The sequence below is a fragment of the Vibrio aquaticus genome (genome assembly GCF_003970385.1).
Taxonomy (GTDB): Bacteria; Pseudomonadota; Gammaproteobacteria; order Enterobacterales; family Vibrionaceae; genus Vibrio; species Vibrio aquaticus.
Map to the genome: position 1 here is coordinate 1 of NZ_RXZH01000018.1, position 19,115 is coordinate 19,115.

Consider the following 19,115-nt stretch of genomic DNA (forward strand, 5'->3'; position numbering starts at 1 on the left):
TGGGCGCATTAAGAAATGAAAGTAGTCTGGTCTCCATTAGCACTTCAGAAACTAGGTGATGCAGCGGAGTTTATTTCTTTGGATAATCCACCTGCGGCAGAGAAGTGGGTAAACGAAGTTTTTGATAAAACTGAACTCCTTGGAAGTATGCCTGAAATGGGGCGGTTTGTTCCTGAAATGCCCCATACGAATTATCGTGAAATCATCTTTGGTCACTATCGTATTATCTACAGTTTAAGTCACGAAATTCGCGTACTAACAGTTCGTAATTGTCGTCAAATTTTATCGGAAGATGACGTGTAAAACTGTGTTATAACAAACTGTTTAAGAGTGATTCGCAACGCGTGGCATTTTTGCTATGCGCTGCGTTTAGTGTTTAAGGTGGCATGCGGAAGCATTGGTATTGCGTTGCTCACACCTTAACAGGGCGTTAGGAAAAAGTATGGAATATCAGTGGGCTAGAGTTATTTATCAATATCGCAAGCTACCAGCCATTCGTGACGGATTGTATCCTCAGTTCGGTGGCAACCTTGAGTTTGAGCTGTATACGTTCTTCGAAGTTTGCTACCACCTCAAAGATTGGATCAAAGCTGACGAACGATACTCAAACATGAGCAATGTTGAAAAGTACATAGATAATACACCAGCACTTCGAATCTGTGCTGATCTATGTAATCGTTTGAAGCATCGACGTTTAGAGAGAAAGATTAGAAGTGAACAGACCCCAGGTGTTTTCCAAATTCACAAGACAATTTCTGTTGGGCCTAAAGGATACGACGCAAAGTCGGCCATTGACTCTGCTGTAGTGATTACTGAGCGGGGCAATGAATGTTGTTTCGAACTTGCGCTTGAATGTGTTGAGTCATGGAAGAACTTCTTGAATGAAAACAATATCGAGTGTGATTTTTCCTAACAATAAATTTAAGCAGATTCGCAACGCTTGGCACTTTTGGTTTGAATCAGCTTTAGTGTTTACGGCACAATGCGTTAGGTAGGTGGCAGCGTTGCTCACTACTTAATTTGGCGTTAGGCAAAGGGCAAAAAAGTTCTTAGTTCTAATCTTCTTGTTCCCTTTGACAGTTCGTTTTTCGTAGTCGGCAATTCAGCATTGTCGGCTCAAGTCCTTGAACCTCTCCAACCGTAAAACATGTTAAAATTCGTGGGTTGCCTCATTGGTTTTCAGTGTTGGTCGGTGGTGAGTTTCACTGGCTAAAGGTGTGGAAAGGGCTAGTTCAAAGAAGCTTTCGTATTCGCTGTCATTTCGCAGCTTTGAGTTTCTCAGGTTCAAAAGCTACTTTCTCGCTGAAAGGCTGTATTTCGTGAGCGTAAAAGTGAGGCTGTAACATAGTGGCTTTAGTAGTTCTTGAATCACAAAAAGTCAGTGGGTGATTGGTTGCCTATCGTGTTTAAGGTATTCTGTTTTCAAACAAAGTTAGTGAGTACGTAGAAAATTTGCCTAACAAACAATTCAAGCTGATTCGCAACGCTCGGCGCTTTCGGTTTCAACTTGTTTGGTGATTACGGTGCGGTGTTTTAGTAAGGTGGCAGCGTTGCTCACAACTTAATTGGGCGTTATGTGCTTTTGCGAAATAAAGAGGCTGTAAAGTGAATAAAATCTATCGATGGGCTATTGGCAGTGTTTTATCTAAACCTGCTCCAGAAAGAGTACCACGCACAGGCGAGAAAGCGGCTGAAGTTGATTGCTATGTCATGTACATCAGAGCGAAAGATGACGCTTGGAATATTCTAGCCGAGAGCATTGATAGTACTGGTGTAAAAGGTCGCCAGTGGAGTGACGATGGTTATACTGAAGAATCCCACGTAGACTTTGTGGATATCGATAAAGCTAACATTGAAATTACTCATTTCTACAAAACCTATGATATTCAATATTTCAGTTTAAAAGATTACCTTTTAAAGGGTGTTTTCCCATATTATCAACTTACAATACAGTTCAATAAAGCAGCGCAAGTTTTCTACAATAGAAAGGAATTAACTCGCTCAGAGCGAATGGCTACTTTAGAACTGATACTAGAGAAAACTATTGATGATAGAGAGTTTGGCGTCACTGTCTATGGTCTATCAAGCCTCTTGCATAGTCAGCGTTGGTATTATCATCCTGACCGCAAACGAAATACAAACTACAACGAGTTACTTTTGGAGTCTCTTGTAGAAAGTGGCGATCTGGAAAAGGACAATGACGTCTATCGGTTATCCAGACATGCGTTGGTCTCATTGTCACAACACGAGCAGGAGGATAGAAAGCATAAGGAGACTCTACGTCAATCGAAAGCAATGACTAAGCTGACATTTGCACTGATATTCGTAGGGCTTATTCAAGCTTACATTACTTTTACTAAAGGCTAACCACGCACATAACAAGCAATTCAAGCTGATTCGCAACGCTCGGCACTTTCGGTTTCAATTGGTTTGGTGATTACAGTGAAGTGCTTAGGCAATGTGGCAGCGTTGCTCACAACTTAATTGGGCGTTATGTTGTAGGAGAAAAAATGGACTTAAGTATCTACAAAATGGAGCTTTTAGCCTCGGAGCACATCAAGGAAGTGACGTCACTTTGGCGTGAATCAATGATGGAAGCTTTAGGTATAGAGCCCGTCCACTCTTTTGAATCTCAAGCTTACTTTCTCGAACATCTCCTACCTAGCAGTTATCAAGTGTTAGTTGTTGTCCGTATCGATAACTCCGATCCAGTTGCCTTTATGGCCAGTTCGGAAACAGAAATAAGCCAACTGTACGTTTCACCTAGATTCCAAGGAAAAGGTATCGGCTCGTACTTACTGAGCCAAGCCAAAGAACAATCGAATGGTTCACTTACTTTACGGACGTTTGAAGTAAATGAGAAAGCTCAGAGGTTCTACCGTGCACATGGTTTTGTTGTTAGGCCTGGAAACAGTGAAAATGAAGAAGGGCTTCCAGACTTAGAGTGTCAGTGGAAAGGGAAAGGTTAGGTTTACAACATAACAATAAATTTAAGAGTGATTCACAACGCTCGGCGCTTTCACTTCAAGCCAGTTTAGTGTTTATGGCACAATGCTTTAGGTAGGGTGGTTAGCGTTGTTCACACCTTAATTTGGCGTTAGTTGCACAGGGAGGTCTTGTGGAAGAATTATCAGGCGGAAGAGAATCTGCAATATATCGAGATGGTGAAGTTGTCTATCGACCTCTACAGCCATGGAGTTCTACGATTCATCTTATTTTGAAGCATCTTGAGCGAGCAAAAATCGCTGAAAGTCCAAAATTTCTTGGTGTAAATCAAGACCAAGAGATCCTAAGTTTTGTTGCAGGGAAAACCTACAATTATCCGCTTGTTGGCGCAATCGCTACAAATGAAGCACTCGTTTCAGCGGGCAAATTACTACGAAAAGTACATGACTCAACAGTTTCACTCTTAGACCAAATAGATGTCAATGCACACCGATGGATGTTAGAACCGAGACAGCCATTCGAGGTTATTTGCCATGGTGACTTTACTCCATACAATGTTGCGCTAATAGAAAATACAGTTGTTGGTGTTTTTGATTTCGATACGGCGCATCCTGCACCAAGACTATGGGATCTAGCATATTCAGTTTACTGTTGGTCTCCGTTCAAAACTGACAGCAATGATAAGTTAGGCACAATCTCAGAGCAGGTCGCTAGAGCTAAGTTGTTCTGTGATAGTTACGGTGCTACTGAATCAGAAAGAGAGCAGTTAACCGATGTAATGGTTCAACGATTGCAGGCTTTAGTATCTTTCATGCTTAGTGAAGCCGAAAATGGCAACGAATCCTTTGCTGAAAATATTGAGCAAGGCCATCTTCAAGCTTATCTAAATGACATAAACTATATCACTGAAAATAAGCAAAAAATTCAGTGCGCATTGTGCAACTAACAAAATGTTTAAGAGGGATTCGCAACGCGTGGCATTTTCACTATGCGTTGATTTTTGTGATTAAGGTGGTTTGCAGCAACATCGGTATTGCGCCGCTCACCCCTTAACATGGCGTTAGCTGAATAGGATGAAAACAATAGTAATGGAATACTTGGATAGACTGATTAGAGATTGCGAAACCGCTAAAACAGTGAAGCCAAAATCTGACTTTACGGTTGCTAGCTTTGAAGAGGTTCCGGATATCGATAAAGGGATCTATATCATTAAAGAAGTTGGTGGGTGTGCAGAAAGCACGTTTGAATCATTCGTAGACTTTAAATGGAAAAAGCTAAAAGCATGTAGCAAAGTAAATAGTCCATCACAGGTTCTATATGTTGGATCTTCAACTACTGGCTTACGAAAACGGTTAAGGCAACACTTGGTTAATTGCCCCAACAAAACTTACTCTTTGCACATGTATCAATGGTTTGATGGCAAATATGAGGTTCGTATTCTTGAATATGACGCTCCAATAGAAGTCCTTCAACTCATTGAGGATGCGATGTCGTATGACTTGAAGCCTGCTTTTGGTAAGCAAGGCGGAAACAATAAATAGGATCGCTTGGGCAATTCAGCTAACAAACTGTTCAAGAGGGATTCGCAACGCGTGGCATTTTTACTATGCGTTGAATTTAGTGATTAAGGTGGTATGCGGCGGCTTTTGTATTGCGTTGCTCACCCCTTAACAGGGCGTTATGTTTACTTGTATTTCAAAGGCTTAAGTGTCTTAGGCTCTAGTTCTTTGTCCTTCTGGCAATTCGTTCCTAGTAGACTCAGCAAGTCAGTATTGTCGGCCTAAGTTCTTGAACTTCTTAGGCCGTAAAACATGCCAATATTCGTGGGTTGCTTCATTATCAGGTCGTGGCGGTTGGCTTCTTGTTTAATTGGCTTAAAGTCGCTTTTAGGCTTTTTGCCAATCAGCATTTCGGCTTGGCAGTTGCCTCGGCAATTCAACATTGTTTTACGCTTTGGTTGGAAAGACAGGGTGTTTGTGGTTGTTTGGTCGGGTTGCCTCATTGGGCAGGGAAGTGGACTTACTGGTTTTAGGTCGGCCGCCTTTGGTGGTCAAGTCGGTTCTTACCTTGTGGCTTGGTTCAGAAAACTGGCTTGAAATGGCAGTTCTTTCTCAATTAAGTCAGTAACTTGTGGTAAAACATAACAAACAATTAAACAGTGATTCGCAACGCTTGGCGCTCTCACTTCGGGTTGAGTTAAGTGTTTACGGCGCAGTGGTCAAGTTCATTGCTTGCGCTGCTCACACGTTAATTGGGCGTTAGCCGACAAAGTTCTGTAAATGCTATATAATGCTGTTTTCACAATAGGTATTTGAAGTAGTGAATAAAATAACTCTAAAAGTGACTTCTAAAGTTATCTCGCATGTCATCAACTCGCAAAGCAAAAATCAAGAGCAAATAGCATTAAAAGTAGTTTCAGGCCAATTACTGGAACAAAAGCATAACATCACTAAATCCAATAAAGTTGACATCTTAGTGGCTAATCAAATGACCCTGACACTAGGTGATACATCAGCAATTTGGAAATCTCATCAAAGTGATCAAGCTGATTTCAATGTTCTATTTGAGTTTTTGTCTACTAAGCCGGATGGCGAGTTTGAGTTCACGTATGAGCTGATCGGCTAACAAACAATTTAAGCAGATTCACAACGCTTGGCAATTTTGGTTTGAATCGGCATTGGTGTTTACGGCACAATGTTTTAGTTAAGTGGTCGCGTTGTTCACTACTTAATTGGGCGTTAGCTGATAGCGTCCATGCTTTACAGCTCAATTATTTTATGCCGTATTCAGACTTTAATGATTTCATTACGAATTTAGCGTTGTATGTGAAAACATTGTCTGGACGTTCTTTAAACATTACGATGGTGTTCGTATTACTTGGTTTCGAAATAGCGTAAGTTTGGCCTCCAGAGAATGTTGTAGTTGCTGTCCCTGTAGCGAAGTTGCCAAACCCTGAAACATTGGCTGTAGTGTGGGCTGTGGTCGGTGTTGTGTAAGAGCTATTGATTGTGTGGCTATCGCTATCAATAACAGCAAAAAACGCGTAACCATTATTGACAGTTAGTTCTGCCGACCGAAGCATTGTGAATGCAGCCGCTCTTTTTTTTGTTGTGTACCCATTACCTTCGAAGCTAACAACAAATACATTTTCGTCTAGTTGAGTTTCTGAGTAACCCCCAGTGAAACTTTGGCTCTGGTATGTGGTTGCACAGCCGCCCAATAATAAGAGAATAGCTACATAGGTAAGTAAGTTTTTTATGCTCATGATTTAATATGGTGTAATACAAAGGGCGCGTAAAATACTTTGTTTATGAATTAAGTTATACCTAATTAGTTTTATCTTGACGAAAAGTCGAGTTTATCAGCTAACAATAAATTTAAGAGTGATTCACAACGCTTGGCACTTTCACTTCAAGCCAGTTTAGTGTTTATGGCACAATGCTTTAGGTAAGGTGTGAGCGTTGTTCACACCTTAATTTGGCGTTAGGCAAAGGGCAGAAAAGTTCTTTGTTCTAATCTTCTTACTTCCTCTGGCCACCTGCTTTTCTTAGTCGGCAATTCTGTATTGTCGGCTCAAATTCTAGAATCTCTCCAACCGTAAAACATGCCAAGATTCGTGGGTTGCCTCATTGGTTTTCAGTATCGGTTGGTCGTGAGTTTCACTGGTTGAAAGTGTGGAAAGGACAAGTTAATCGAAGCTTTCATTTTTGCTGTCAGTTCGCAGCTTTTAGTTTTCCGGTTCAAAAGCTACTTCGTCGCTGAAAAGACGCATTTCGTGGATGTTGAAACCTAGGCTGTAACATAGCGGCTTCAGTTGTTCTTGAATCACAAAAAGTCAGTGGGTGATTGGTTGCTTATCGTGTTTAAGGTATCCTGTTTTCCAACAAAGTAAGTGAGTGCGAAGAAAATTTGCCTAACAAACAATTCAAGCTGATTCGCAACGCTCGGCGCTTTCGGTTTCAATTAGTTTGGTGATTACGGTGAAGTGTTTGAGTGTTTTGGCAGCGTTGCTCACAACTTAATTGGGCGTTATACGAACTTACGTGTTAGGCGTTTTCTGAGATGTGGTATGAACTAAAATGAATGGTTGCAGTAGGAATTGGCTTTACTCGAGTCACGAGGCTGAATGTAATCCAAATTAACAATAATGGTTGTAGCAATCAGTGTTGTATAGATGAATTTTCTGAAGCTAGGGTTATCAAGTAGTTTTGGTTTTGCATTTAATTTATCTTTCATACGCACCTCCGTACGTTTAGCCGGGGGATTGCATTCATTCTCGCTAGTTACCAAACGACAAGGCTGAACAACAACTTGTTCAACTTTGTTCTCGAGAATCGAGTAAAGCCTACTCGCTGTCGATTCTACTATTGTAAGTTTTTGCTTGTCAATATCTTTGTTGTTTTGTGATGTTGATCGTTGAAATTTAAAGTGAGGCATGATTCGTATAACAAACTGTTCAAGAGGGATTCGTAACGCGTGGCATTTTTACTATGCGTTGATTTTAGTGATTAAGGTGGTTTGCGGCAGCTTCGGTATTGCGTTGCTCACCCCTTAACAGGGCGTTAGCCGACAACCGGAAACTTGAGTTATGGAGAACAAAGTGAACGTAAGGAAAGCGATCAAGGAAGACTCCAGTAAGTTGCTAGAACTCATTGGACACAAAGCTGAGTTTGACCGAAGTATGAAAGGATTCAACGGTGAAATCTCCACGACGAAAGAGAAGATAGAACGAACCTTATTTGGTGACTATCCGTTTGCCCACGCTTTGCTATTGGAAGTCGATGGTGAAGTTCAGGGCTTCGCCTTGTTTCATTATCGTTATTCATCCTTTCGCGGTGAGCCGTCTATTTGGCTGGATGATCTTCTAGTTGTTAGTAATCATCGGTCAAAGGGATACGGCGCAGAACTTATGGATGCTTTGAAAACGGAAGCTCAAAAGTCATTAACGTCTCATATTTCTTGGACAGCTAGTCCACACAACACCAAAGCACACGAGTTTTACAAAAAGTTAGGTGCAGAAGTTGAACGGATGGATGGTCAGCGTCCGTATTTCCGTTGGGCAATGTACGGCTAACAATAAATTTAAGAGTGATTCACAACGCTTGGCGCTTTCACCTCAAGCCAGTTTAGTGTTTATGACACAATGGATTAGCTTAGGTGTTAGCGTTGTTCACACCTTAATTTGGCGTTATGCAATTTGAGGAATTGATGTAAATGAAAGAATTGCTGAAATTATATGAGAGCTATTCAACCGACTTCGAAGATTTTTGGGAAAAATACAAAGAATTTGACGTACATGGGCCAATTTTAATGAGCTTAGAGTCATATTTCACTCAACCAAAAAAAGTAATGATAGTTGGTCAGGAAACACATGGTTGGTGTCAGTCTCCATCAATCTCTGAACAAACCGGAGCATATAAGAGTTTCAACTTTGGTGAAAAATATCGGAGTACACCTTTTTGGAATGTGATAAGAAAGATTGAATCAACTATGGGGTTAGAACCCTATTCAATTGCATGGTCAAATTTGAATCGTTATGATCAAGCTTGTGGATCTCCAAAACTACCCGTATCGGTTAGGGTAGAAGAGTTAGATCATTTGTTGAAATCTGAAGTTTCAATCTTAAAGCCTGATGTGCTTATTTTGTTTACAAATCATAAATATGACTCAAGGTTACATAAGTTGTACCCAGAAGCTTTGTTTGAAAATATACCTGAACTTCCAGATAGACATTTTAAAAGAGTATCTCACCCAGAATTGCCAAGTGTCACTATCCGAGCACCACATCCGAAAACAATAAGAATGCAATCTTGGGAAAGTTCCTTTATAGGGTTCATCGAAAAAATTGCATAACAAACAATTCAAGCTGATTCGCAACGCTCGGCGCTTGCAGTTTCAATTTTTTTAGTGGTTACGGTGAAGTGTTTAGGTGCTGTGGTAGCGTTGCTCACAACTTAATTGGGCGTTAGGCAAATAAGTGTTCACAAAGGAGTAAATAGTGAATAAGGAAGTGAGAGTAGGAGTGGCTGCAGTCATTTTGCGTGAAGGTCGTATCTTGCTTGGAGAACGCATTGGTTCTCATGGGGCCAATACTTGGGCTACTCCAGGAGGACACCTTGAACTGGGTGAAAGTATTGAAGAATGCGCCGAGCGGGAAACTCTCGAAGAAACAGGTCTATCGGTAGGCTCATTTAAGAAGTTAGCTTTCACCAACGACGTGTTTGAAAAAGAAGGTAAGCACTACGTAACATTGTTTGTTGTAGCATCCTGTCCAACAGGAGAGCCTCAGGTTGTTGAGCCGAACAAATGTAAGCAGTGGCAATGGTTTGAACTCGATAAGCTTCCTGAACCGTTATTCCTACCTCTAACTAACTTGTTGAAGGAATCCGTAGACTTCGGGGCAATTGCCTAACAAGCAATTCAAGCTGATTCGCAACGCTCGGCATTTTCGGTTTCAGTTGGTTTAGTGATTAAGGTGAAGTGTTCGGTTAAGGTGGCAGCGTTGCTCACAACTTAATTGGGCGTTATGTTTACTTGTAATTCAAAGGCTTAAAGGTCTTAGGTTCTAGTTGTTTGTCCCTCTGGCAATTCGTCCTTAGTAGACTCAGCAAATCAGTATTGTCGGCCTAAGTTCTTGAACCACTCAGCCCGTAAAAAATGCCAATGTTCGTGGGTTGCTTCATTATCAGGTCGTGGCGGTTGGTTTCTTGTTTAACTGGCTTTAAGTCGTTTTTGGATTCTTAGCCAATTAGCATTTCGGCTTGGCAGTTGCCTCGGCAACTCAACATTGTTTTGCGCTTTGGTTGGAAAGAAAGGGCACTTGTTGAAAGTTAGTTGGGTTGCCTCATTGGGTAGGGAAGTGGAATTGCTCGTTTCTGGTTGGTCGCCTTTGGCGGGCAAGTTGGTTTCAGCCTTGTGCTTTGCTTCAGAAAACTAGTTGGAAATATCAGTTCTTTCTCAAGTAAATCATGTATTTGTGGTAAAACATAACAAACAATTCAACAGTGATTCGCAACGCTTGGCGTTCTCACTTTGGGTTGAGTTTAGTGTTTACGGCGCAGTGGTTTAGTTCAGTGTCTGCGCTGCTCACACGTTAATTGGGCGTTATATGCTTTCAAGTTTCAAACAATAAAAGGACTTAAAAATGATTCTAAATCACGTCTCAGTTGGCGCTTCTGATGTGGTAAAAGCAGTTGGTTTTTATGACTCAGTTCTTTCTACGTTGTCTATTAAGCGTGCTCACTATATAGAAAATATCGCAGCGGCTTATGGTGAAAACTTTGAATTTTGGGTCGGAAGTCCCTGCGAAGGAAAAGCCACATCAAGTAATGGTGCTCATATTGCTTTTAATGCGCCTTCAAAAGAAGCTGTTGACCAGTTCTATGCTACAGCCATTGAGTTAGGTGGTTCGTGTGCAGGTAAGCCAGGGTTAAGACCAGAGTATGGTGAAACTTACTACGCAGCATTCGTACGTGACGTAGACGGAAACAAAATCGAAGCAGTTTCAATGTAGCTTCGAATACGCATATAACAAGCAATTCAAGCTGATTCGCAACGCTCGGCACTTTCGGTTTCAATTTGTTTAGTGATTACGGTGAAGTGCTTGAGTAAAGTGGTAGCGTTGCTCACAACTTAATTGGGCGTTAGGCAAAGGGCAAAAAGTTCTTAGTTCTAATCTTCTTGTTCCCTCTGGCAGTTCGTTTTTCGTAGTCGGCAATTCAGCATTGTCGGTTTAAATTCTTTAATCTCTCCAACCGTAAAACATGCCAAATTTCGTGGGGTGCCTCATTGGTTTTCCGTGTTAGTTGGTGGTGAGTTTCACTGGCTTAAATTGAGGTAAGGGCAAGTTAATCGAGGCTTTCGCTATTGCTGTCATTTCGCAGCTTTTAGTTTTCCGGTTCAAAAGCTACTTCGTCGCTGAAAAGGCGCATTTCGTGGTTGTTGAAACCTAGGCTGTAACATAGCGACTTCAGTTGTTCTTGAATCACAAAAAATCATTGGGTAATTGGTTGCTTATCATGTTTAAGGTATTCTGTTTTTAAACCAAGTTAGTGAGTACACAGAAAATTTGCCTAACAAACAATTCAAGCTGATTCGCAACACTCGGCGCTTTCGGTTTCAATCGGTTTGGTGTTTACGGTGCAGTGTTTGAGTAAGGTGGCAGTGTTGCTCACAACTTAATTGGGCGTTATATGCTCATACGGTCATGTATGCTATAAGTGCAATATTAATCTTCAACGTAAGAAATCGTGATGAATCCTATTGATAAAATTACAGAACCAACTTTTACCAACTCTGCTAAAGGGTTACTTACTTTATTTTGTATTGGTTTGTTTCATGCTGTCATTGGTGTAGATCTTACTGATGCCAAAATCGCTGTTCCGTGGTTTCCAACTGTAAACTTTGAGCATGTAGAACGGTTGGGATATTTGTACTGGGGTATAGTAGCATATGCAATATATCGTTATTGCCTATATAACGTTCATGTTATGAGGCGCTACTACTTCATTGCTTTGGGGAAGTTTTTGAGCACAACAAAAATAGGTGACTCATTTATTCGTCAAAACATTTTAGATTCTACCGTTGAGTACAATGTTGTAATGGACGAAAGCGGTGATACGCCAGTTATTAAAATTGAACACTATGACGACGCCGGGTCTGGTTGGGAGAAAATGGCGGCCTTTGATTTTATATATTCAGCGGATTATCAATTCGAGAAGATCGAATGCTCAGAAAATCCGGGGTATCAAAACGACGATCTTGCTTTCAATAAAGCAAATATCCGGAAAAATTGGGGGTTAACTTACTTCAGGGATCAGTTCGACAACGAAGCTATGGTTTCATCCTCGATTCCAAGTCCTACAATAAAATCACAACTAAGAACCGCAGTTCTCCTGATTTACTTGAAAATCGTATTTGGTAGTAAGGAAGTCTTTGACCTATTGACACCAGTACTACTTAATACCTTCTTGTTTCTGTACTGTATAATCGTCTTTTTGATATCACTTTAAGCACGCATATAACAATAAATTTAAGCAGATTCGTAACGCTCGGCATTTTTGCTTTGAATCAGCTTCGGTGTTTACGGCACAATGGTTTAGGTGGGTGGTAGCGTTACTCACTACTTAATTTGGCGTTATGATTTATCGGAGGTTTCATGAATAAATCGACATCAAGAAAGCTTGTATCCTCCGACTTAACTGGGGATAAACCTAATGAGTTGGTTCCTGCTTTTAAAGATCCAGAGTTTTACCTACTAGAAAATTATGGTCAGAAGCAAAAACTCTCCATTTTGAACATTCGCCGAAGATCTGGCTGCTCGATATCTGAAGCCGTTGAGAAATTTGAGCTCCGGAACAAACCTATCAATAAAGCCAAAAAGAAGAAACGTAAAAAAAGTAAGAAATCCCACAACTCTTCGGGTGAGGTAGGAAATTCAGTTATTACTTCATTGGCAGGGAGAACATCCGCAAGGAATTGGAAAACCGTAAAATAAATCATAACAATAAATTTAAGCAGATTCGCAACGCTTGGCACCTTTGGTTTGAATCAGCTTTAGTGTTTACGGCACAATGCTTTAGGTAGGTGGCAGCGTTGCTCACTACTTAATTTGGCGTTATGTTTACGGGAGAAAACAGTGATTTTAGGGCTCAATCATATAACCATTGCAGTTAGTGACTTAGAGCGCTCTCTTAAGTTTTATCGGGAGACGTTGGGGTTCACTGCTCACGCTAAGTGGGATAGTGGGGCTTACTTATCAGTAGGTGAACTCTGGTTTTGCCTTTCTCACGATGAACCTTGCCCCAAAACCGACTATACCCACGTAGCTTTTGATATCGAACCAAAAGAATTTGAAACCTTTGCGAAGCGTGTAGTTTCATTGGGTGTAGAAGTTTGGAAAGAGAATAAGAGTGAAGGGCAGTCACTTTATATCTTAGACCCTGATGGTCACAAACTAGAGATACACTCAGGCTCCCTTAAAAGCAGATTAGAATCCCTAATAACTCAGCCGTATAGTGGGCTCGTTTGGCTTTAAACATAACAATAAATTCAAGCAGATTCGCAACGCTTGGCATTTTTGGTTTGAATCAACTTTAGTGTTTACAGCACAATGCTTTAGGTCAGGTGGTGGCGTTGCTCACTACTTAATTTGGCGTTAGGCTTCAATGGAGGTAATTGATGTTTAGAAGAATATTTATAGGTTTAACACTTGCTGTTGTAGCAAATAGTGCTTCAGCATATTTTTATAATGGGAATGATTTGAGAGAGCCTTTAAAAGAGTACAGAAAGGCTGAAAGAGAAGACCCGAATACTGACTATACTCAAGCTTGGAACTTTCGCGGTTATGTTTATGGTGTTTACGATGCTACAGATAGTGAATATTGTACGCCTCGTGATTTTGGAGGACACCAGTTGATGGCTGTAGTCGCGAAATATATAGAAGATAACCCTCAGTTGTGGAGCAAGCCTGCTGATGAATTGGTAGGAAGTGCTATAAAAGCAGCCTTTCCGTGTGATTAAGTAAATTGGTATCATTTTAAGGTGCCTCTTGAATCAGGCATGCAGTTATTAAGTTAATGACAATGAGTAATAGCCTTTGTAGCCGCATTTGGGCCAAAGCCTAACAAACAATTCAAGCTGATTCGCAACGCTCGGCGCTTTCGGTTTCAATTAGTTTGGTGATTACGGTGAAGTGTTTGAGTGTTTTGGCAGCGTTGCTCACAACTTAATTGGGCGTTATAGCGCAGGTGAACATTGGAGCTTCATTTGAATAAAGATATCGAAAAAAAGATCTATCAAATTCGAGAGATTCTAGCTCGATTTGAGAAAACAGACTTCCATAGTATGACTAGCTTTTATTTTTCATCAGGCTTTCCTGCTGGCTGCTGTGGAGATGCTACTGATTTACTTGGCTTGTACTTATTGAAGTACCATGGGCTAGAAAGTTACTATGTTTGTGGTCACGGGTTAGGAGATAACTCAAACCAGACTCACGCATGGTTAGTATGCCAAGGTTACATTATTGATATCACAGCTGATCAGTTCAACGATGATGGCTATGAACTGCCTTCTGTCATCATTGATAAACAAAGTCCATTTCATGAACTGTTCGATGAAACAACCAGTCGCCCAACAAGTATTGAATACCTCAAAGGTACTGGTATTCCGAGTGTATTGGCAAAAGTACTGTCAGTACTGCAAGTGCAGGAAAATGCGCTATAACAAAGCGTTTAAGACAGATTCGCAACGCTCGGCACTTACGGTTTGAATCTGCTTTAGTGTTTACGGCACAATGGTTAGGCTTAGTGGCGGCGTTGCTCACTACTTAACGCGGCGTTAGGTGAATACAGGGAGTTATCGAATGGAATTAAAGTGTCACTGTGGAAACGTTAGCTTGGTATTGAGTTCGCTGCCTAAAGAAGTGGGTGAGTGTAATTGTTCTATTTGTCGTCGCTATGCGCCAGCTTGGGCGTACTTTACTCCAGAGCAAGTTCAAATCAACATGAATGATAAAACGGTTTTCTATTGTTGGGGTGACAAAGAAGTAGAATTTCATCGTTGCAACTCATGTGGTTGTTTAACGCACTACATAACAACACAGAAATGTTCCGAAGATATCTTGGCTGTAAATATGAGAATGGCCGAAAATGAAGTGCTTTCGAGTATTCCTGTTCGTAAGATCAATGGTGCATCGTACTAATCACCTAACAAGCAATTTAAGAGGGATTCACAACGCTCGGCATTTTTGCTTCTACTTCAAATTTAGTGTTTATGGCACAATGTTTTAGGTTGGGTGGAGGCGTTGTTCACCCCTTAATTGGGCGTTAGCTGAATCCCCTAATTAGCAAATATGGAAGAAGATAAAATGGAATTTGTTCGTATAGCCAATCAGGATGATCTCCCTGGCGTACTAAAACTGTACAAAGAGCTTCGTGGAAACGATCCAGAAAGGACAGCGGAGCAACTTGCTTCCACGTGGGAAGAGATACAAAACAATGCCAATACTATGGTTGTAGTAGCAGAAGTTGACGGCACTCTAGCTTCGACATGTCAGTTAGGAATAGTGCCTACGGTAACGAATGCTGGAAAACCGTTTGGTATTATTGAACACGTGATTACAAGCGAAGACTTCCGTCGTATGGGCTTAAGTCAAAAGGTTATGGAAAAGGCTCTTGAGTTAGCATGGAGCAAAGGGTGCTATCAAGTTGTGCTTTTGTCTGGTGAAACTCGAACTTCAGCTCACAGACTCTACGAGAAAGTAGGTTTCCAGTCAGGTATCGAGAAGGGTTTTGTAGTAAAGGCTCCTCGGTAACAATTCAGCTAACAAGCAATTCAAGCTGATTCGCAACGCTCGGCGCTTTCAGTTTCAATTGGTTTTGTGATTACGGTGAAGTGTTTGAGTATGGTGGTAGCGTTGCTCACAACTTAATTGGGCGTTATGTTTACTTGGAATTCAAAGGCTTAAAGGTCTTAGGCTTTAGTTCTTTGTCCCTCTGGCAATTCGTCCCTAGTAGACTCAGCAAATCCACATTGTCGGTCTAAGTTCTTGAATCTCTCAGCCCGTAATACATACCAATGTTCGCGGGTTGCTTCATTGTCAGGTCGTGGCGGTTGGCTTTTTGTTTAACTGGATTAAAGTCGCTTTAAGGTTCTTAGCCAATCAGCATTTCGCCTTGGCAGTTGCCTCGGCAATTCAGCCTTGTTTTGCGCTTTTGTTGGAAAGACAGGGTGCTTGTTGAACATTAGTTGGGTTGCCTCATTGGGCAGGGAAGTGGAATTACACGTTTAAGGTTACTCGCCTTTGGCGGCCAAGTAAGTTTTTGCCTTGTGGCTTGCTTCAGAAAACTGGTCAGAAATGGCAGTTCTTTCTCAATTAAGTCAGTAACTTGTGGTAAAACATAACAAACAATTCAACAGTGATTCGCAACGCTTGGCGCTCTCACTTCGGGTTGAATTTAGTGTTTACGGCGCAGTATTCAAGTTCAGTGTTTGCGCTGCTCACACGTTAATTGGGCGTTAGGCAAAGGGCAGAAAAGTTCTTTGTTCTAATCTTCCTGCTTCCTCTGTCCATCTGCTTTTCTTAGTCGGCAACTCCGTATTGTCGGCTCAAATCCTTGAATTTCTTCAACCGTAAAACATGCCAATATTCGTGAGTTGCCTCATTGGTTTTCAGTGTTGGTCGGTAATGAGTTTCACTGGCTTAAGGTGTGGAAAGGGCTAGTTCAAGGCAGCTTTCGTATTAGCTGTCATTTCGCAGTTTTGAGTTTCTCAGGTTCAAAGGCTACTTTTTCGCTGAAAGACTGTGTTTCGTGAACGTTGAAAATGAGGCTGTAACATAGTTGCTTCAATGGTTCTTGAATCACAAAAAGTCAGTGGGTGATTGGTTGCTTATCGTGTTTAAGGTATTCTGTTTTCAAACCAAGTTGGTGAGTGCGTAGGAAAATTTGCCTAACAAACAATTCAAGCTGATTCGCAACGCTCGGCGCTTTCGGTTTCAATTGGTTTTGTGATTACGGTGAAGTGTTTTAGTCAGGTGGTAGCGTCGCTCACAACTTAATTGGGCGTTAGGTGTCAATCATCACAGTCAAAAACATCAAACAGATTTGTGTATAATTCACTAAAGTGTTTACCAAAAACTAAATCAGCTTCGTTTTCATCAAAGTCAGACCTTGAAATAGGAAAGTGGTTAGTCAAATCTTCGAGTAAAGATTTATATCTTTCAACAATCTCTTGGGACTGTTTTGTTAAGTCTGAGTGTTTATTATCACTTGGTATTGAGTAGTGCAGATAATTAAGACCTTCTTTACATCCAACACTTAAGCATAAATTGGTATGTATAAAGGATTCTTCTTCATCATTTTCAAATGAAACTCTGGAAGCAGATGTAAACTCTTGTGCCATGTCGCAACTGAATGAACCTTTGAAATATACGTTGTATTCAAAGCTGCCGTCACTATTTATAGTTCTTCCAACCCCCTGAAAATGTGGAATTATTTTCTCAAATAGTAGTTTAAATTCACTTACCCCTTGCAACGCGGATGTTATGCTATTTACTTGAGATTTTTTTAGTTGCAATAAATTTTTAATTTCTTCACATTTCGCTTGTCCGCTAGCACCTAGTTCAATGTTAAGGTGTTCATACAATGTGGTTATTCTATATGCCTCTCCATGCCGAATTTGTGCAATTTGGCTTAAAGTTTTTTTCATATTTGAATAACAGCTGTCTGCGTACCATTCACTTTCACCGTCCGTCGAGTTATATATTCGAGGCAGTGGGAATTTCCAAGGGAAATAGATGTTTTTTAGTGCGGTCTCTACCTGTATAGCTTCCTTTTCGTTATCTGCCCTGAAAACTAAAGATTGCTCTATTGATAGAGGACCAAACTTGCTATTTAGTCTTTTAATCCTAGGGGCTAGGGCTCTTGTTCGACCTAGTTTGCAGCAGATGGCATCATTTCTTTTTAGTAAATATACAAAGTACTTACCTATCATAAGAGAGTTCTCAATAATTCTAAGATGCGCAGCGTACCACACCTAACAATAAATTTAAGCAGATTCGCAACGCTTGGCATTTTCAGTTTGAATCGGCTTAAGTGTTTACGGCACAATGGTTTAGGTAGGTGGTAGCGTTACTCACTACTTAATTTGGCGTTATGGCTCTAATCAAAAATGAACTATAGAGGGAACTATGTTTTTTAATCGAAGAAAAAAATACAACGGCAAGGTGTCAGCGTTACTACCCGCATTTGGATTTGATTTAGAGGAAGCGGGAGTTATGAAAACCTTGAATGTATTGGATATTGCTTGGCAACAAAAGTACAACGAATATGAGGGAGCACTCTATGTGTCTTACCTCGTAGTATCTGGTTACCTCAAAAGAGACAAAAATAAAGCGTTAGAGATTCTAGATCAAACGAAGTTTGTTCAACAAGATTGGTTGTCGAAAGGTCTTGTGGACCAGGCTTTGGTTCAACGGTTTACTGAGAAAGCAAATGAGTGGTTGGGAATAGATAATGATACAGAAAATAAAGGGTTCGAGTTTACCCCTAATATGCCAGATATCATGTCCGCTCAGCCTGTTGTAATGCAAGAATATGATGAAACAATCTTAATTCAGGTAGAGAATGTTCCTTCATTATTCAAAAAGTTTGGCGGTGAGGGAGAACACCCGTTATTTTATCTACAGGTTGCAGCACTTATAAGTAAGACAACAAACAAACCAATAGCAATATTTACTCTCGAAACAGGTATGACAGATGCAAATTTCTTTGGTCTTTTTGAAGGTACTGGTAAGCACCTGAATCTTGGTAAGCAAGACAGAGAGTTATCTCGTCAAGACTTTCTTGAGTTAGCTAAAGAGAAACTAGGGCTATCTGTAACTACGCCATAACAAACAATTTAAGAGTGATTCAGCACGCTTGGCATTTTTAGTTTGGGTTGAGTTCAGTGTTTACGGTGGTCAAATTGAGTGTCGTGGTAGCGTGCTTCACACCTTAATTAGGCGTTATGTTTCTGGAAGGTTCAAATGAAAGCTCACAATGATAAAGCTCTGAGACAGAAATACTCAGTGCGCTTAATGTCCAACCATAAATGGAAGAAGTTCTTTCTTGTAATGGCAGAGTATGGAGCAGATTTTTCTGGTATTGAGTATCATTTTACGGATACTGAAAAAGTTTTCTTTGGTAATGCTCCTAGTAACCAACAGGTGTGGGATTCGGCAATTGATGACCCCGTTAAAGGCTGTGGTGGACCTGTCGAGTACAAGCACATTGAACGCATATGTATCCCAAAATCTTATTCATATCAGCCTTATGAAAATGCTCCTACTACATACCGTGAACTGAATTTAGAGAGGTTTCTGATGGAACTTTGCAAGGTTGGTGAATTTCCGATAGTGAGGACTGATAGGGGTATCGAAATCTTGGGCTACGAAACATAACAAAGCATTTAAGAGTGATTCGCAACGCTTGGCAGTTTCGCTTCGCTCAAGTATAGCCAAGCGTCGCTCACACCTTAATGCGGCGTTATGCATATCAGAGGAATTCAGGATGAAGTTAGTAACTCCAAGGGTAGAATATCAAGAGTCGTATATTGAAATGGTACGTGAGTTCTCTGAAAGAGAAGAGGCGTTTGTTCCGTTTGTATTAGCTGAAAATTATGAAGACTTT

The 19,115-nt window shown here is 40.8% G+C and carries 22 protein-coding genes; 20 read left to right on the forward strand and 2 right to left on the reverse strand.

Annotation, left to right across the window (positions count from 1 at the left end; genetic code table 11):
- The first annotated feature begins 15 nt into the window (after positions 1 to 15).
- From EJ063_RS19450 to EJ063_RS19500, 7 genes are all read left to right on the forward strand, one after another.
- Positions 16 to 303, forward strand: a complete 288-nt coding sequence (locus tag EJ063_RS19450) for a type II toxin-antitoxin system RelE/ParE family toxin (RefSeq protein WP_015296903.1) — start codon at positions 16 to 18, stop codon at positions 301 to 303.
- Between the two features lie 139 nt (positions 304 to 442).
- A complete protein-coding gene (locus tag EJ063_RS19455; protein WP_126575946.1) occupies positions 443 to 913 on the forward strand; it encodes a hypothetical protein in 471 nt (156 codons plus the stop codon).
- 692 nt (positions 914 to 1,605) lie between these two features.
- Positions 1,606 to 2,367, forward strand: coding sequence for a hypothetical protein (locus tag EJ063_RS19460; RefSeq protein ID WP_126575947.1), 762 nt, complete (start codon positions 1,606 to 1,608; stop codon positions 2,365 to 2,367).
- A gap of 143 nt (positions 2,368 to 2,510) precedes the next feature.
- The gene (locus tag EJ063_RS19465) at positions 2,511 to 2,969 is read left to right on the forward strand and encodes a GNAT family N-acetyltransferase (RefSeq protein WP_126575948.1); all 459 of its coding nucleotides are present in this window, start codon (positions 2,511 to 2,513) and stop codon (positions 2,967 to 2,969) included.
- Between the two features lie 149 nt (positions 2,970 to 3,118).
- Positions 3,119 to 3,892, forward strand: a complete 774-nt coding sequence (locus EJ063_RS19470; protein ID WP_158676012.1) for an aminoglycoside phosphotransferase family protein — start codon at positions 3,119 to 3,121, stop codon at positions 3,890 to 3,892.
- A gap of 127 nt (positions 3,893 to 4,019) precedes the next feature.
- The gene (locus tag EJ063_RS19480) at positions 4,020 to 4,487 is read left to right on the forward strand and encodes a GIY-YIG nuclease family protein (protein ID WP_244225211.1); all 468 of its coding nucleotides are present in this window, start codon (positions 4,020 to 4,022) and stop codon (positions 4,485 to 4,487) included.
- A gap of 778 nt (positions 4,488 to 5,265) precedes the next feature.
- On the forward strand, positions 5,266 to 5,571 hold the full coding sequence (locus tag EJ063_RS19500; protein WP_126575951.1) for a hypothetical protein: 306 nt from the start codon (positions 5,266 to 5,268) through the stop codon (positions 5,569 to 5,571).
- Positions 5,572 to 5,716: 145 nt separating this feature from the next.
- Here EJ063_RS19500 and EJ063_RS21580 read toward each other — a convergent pair whose 3' ends face one another.
- The gene (locus tag EJ063_RS21580; RefSeq protein WP_126575952.1) at positions 5,717 to 6,211 is read right to left on the reverse strand and encodes a CC0125/CC1285 family lipoprotein; all 495 of its coding nucleotides are present in this window, start codon (positions 6,209 to 6,211) and stop codon (positions 5,717 to 5,719) included.
- 1,323 nt (positions 6,212 to 7,534) lie between these two features.
- On the opposite strand from EJ063_RS21580, the gene EJ063_RS19515 reads away from it, so the two are divergent.
- The 11 genes from EJ063_RS19515 (at position 7,535) to EJ063_RS19570 (ending at position 15,259) form a co-directional block, all read left to right on the forward strand.
- A complete protein-coding gene (locus EJ063_RS19515) occupies positions 7,535 to 8,020 on the forward strand; it encodes a GNAT family N-acetyltransferase (protein ID WP_193274158.1) in 486 nt (161 codons plus the stop codon).
- Between the two features lie 140 nt (positions 8,021 to 8,160).
- Entirely contained in the window at positions 8,161 to 8,799 is a 639-nt protein-coding gene (locus EJ063_RS19520; RefSeq protein ID WP_126575954.1) for a hypothetical protein, read from the forward strand.
- Positions 8,800 to 8,944: 145 nt separating this feature from the next.
- Positions 8,945 to 9,358 (forward strand): nucleotide triphosphate diphosphatase NUDT15, encoded by a 414-nt coding sequence (locus EJ063_RS19525; protein WP_126575955.1) that lies wholly within the window; start codon positions 8,945 to 8,947, stop codon positions 9,356 to 9,358.
- Positions 9,359 to 10,090: 732 nt separating this feature from the next.
- A complete protein-coding gene (locus EJ063_RS19535) occupies positions 10,091 to 10,459 on the forward strand; it encodes a VOC family protein (RefSeq protein ID WP_126575957.1) in 369 nt (122 codons plus the stop codon).
- Between the two features lie 739 nt (positions 10,460 to 11,198).
- Complete coding sequence (locus tag EJ063_RS19540; RefSeq protein WP_126575958.1) at positions 11,199 to 11,957, forward strand: hypothetical protein; 759 nt, start codon at positions 11,199 to 11,201, stop codon at positions 11,955 to 11,957.
- 146 nt (positions 11,958 to 12,103) lie between these two features.
- Positions 12,104 to 12,442 carry a hypothetical protein gene (locus tag EJ063_RS19545; protein WP_126575959.1) on the forward strand — a complete coding sequence of 113 codons (339 nt, stop codon included), beginning with the start codon at positions 12,104 to 12,106 and terminating at the stop codon, positions 12,440 to 12,442.
- A gap of 141 nt (positions 12,443 to 12,583) precedes the next feature.
- Complete coding sequence (fos, locus tag EJ063_RS19550) at positions 12,584 to 12,982, forward strand: FosG/FosC2-related fosfomycin resistance glutathione transferase (RefSeq protein ID WP_126575960.1); 399 nt, start codon at positions 12,584 to 12,586, stop codon at positions 12,980 to 12,982.
- A 143-nt stretch (positions 12,983 to 13,125) separates the two neighbouring features.
- Positions 13,126 to 13,467, forward strand: a complete 342-nt coding sequence (locus EJ063_RS19555; protein WP_126575961.1) for a Rap1a/Tai family immunity protein — start codon at positions 13,126 to 13,128, stop codon at positions 13,465 to 13,467.
- A 246-nt stretch (positions 13,468 to 13,713) separates the two neighbouring features.
- The gene (locus EJ063_RS19560; RefSeq protein ID WP_126575962.1) at positions 13,714 to 14,169 is read left to right on the forward strand and encodes a hypothetical protein; all 456 of its coding nucleotides are present in this window, start codon (positions 13,714 to 13,716) and stop codon (positions 14,167 to 14,169) included.
- A 139-nt stretch (positions 14,170 to 14,308) separates the two neighbouring features.
- The gene (locus EJ063_RS19565; protein ID WP_126575963.1) at positions 14,309 to 14,647 is read left to right on the forward strand and encodes a GFA family protein; all 339 of its coding nucleotides are present in this window, start codon (positions 14,309 to 14,311) and stop codon (positions 14,645 to 14,647) included.
- Positions 14,648 to 14,812: 165 nt separating this feature from the next.
- The gene (locus tag EJ063_RS19570) at positions 14,813 to 15,259 is read left to right on the forward strand and encodes a GNAT family N-acetyltransferase (protein WP_126575964.1); all 447 of its coding nucleotides are present in this window, start codon (positions 14,813 to 14,815) and stop codon (positions 15,257 to 15,259) included.
- Positions 15,260 to 16,518: 1,259 nt separating this feature from the next.
- Here EJ063_RS19570 and EJ063_RS19585 read toward each other — a convergent pair.
- A complete protein-coding gene (locus tag EJ063_RS19585) occupies positions 16,519 to 17,439 on the reverse strand; it encodes a hypothetical protein (protein WP_126575965.1) in 921 nt (306 codons plus the stop codon).
- Between the two features lie 196 nt (positions 17,440 to 17,635).
- Between EJ063_RS19585 and EJ063_RS19590 the strand changes: the two genes are divergently transcribed.
- Positions 17,636 to 18,337, forward strand: a complete 702-nt coding sequence (locus EJ063_RS19590; protein WP_126575966.1) for a hypothetical protein — start codon at positions 17,636 to 17,638, stop codon at positions 18,335 to 18,337.
- 135 nt (positions 18,338 to 18,472) lie between these two features.
- On the forward strand, positions 18,473 to 18,886 hold the full coding sequence (locus EJ063_RS19595; protein ID WP_126575967.1) for a hypothetical protein: 414 nt from the start codon (positions 18,473 to 18,475) through the stop codon (positions 18,884 to 18,886).
- Positions 18,887 to 19,115 lie beyond the last annotated feature (229 nt).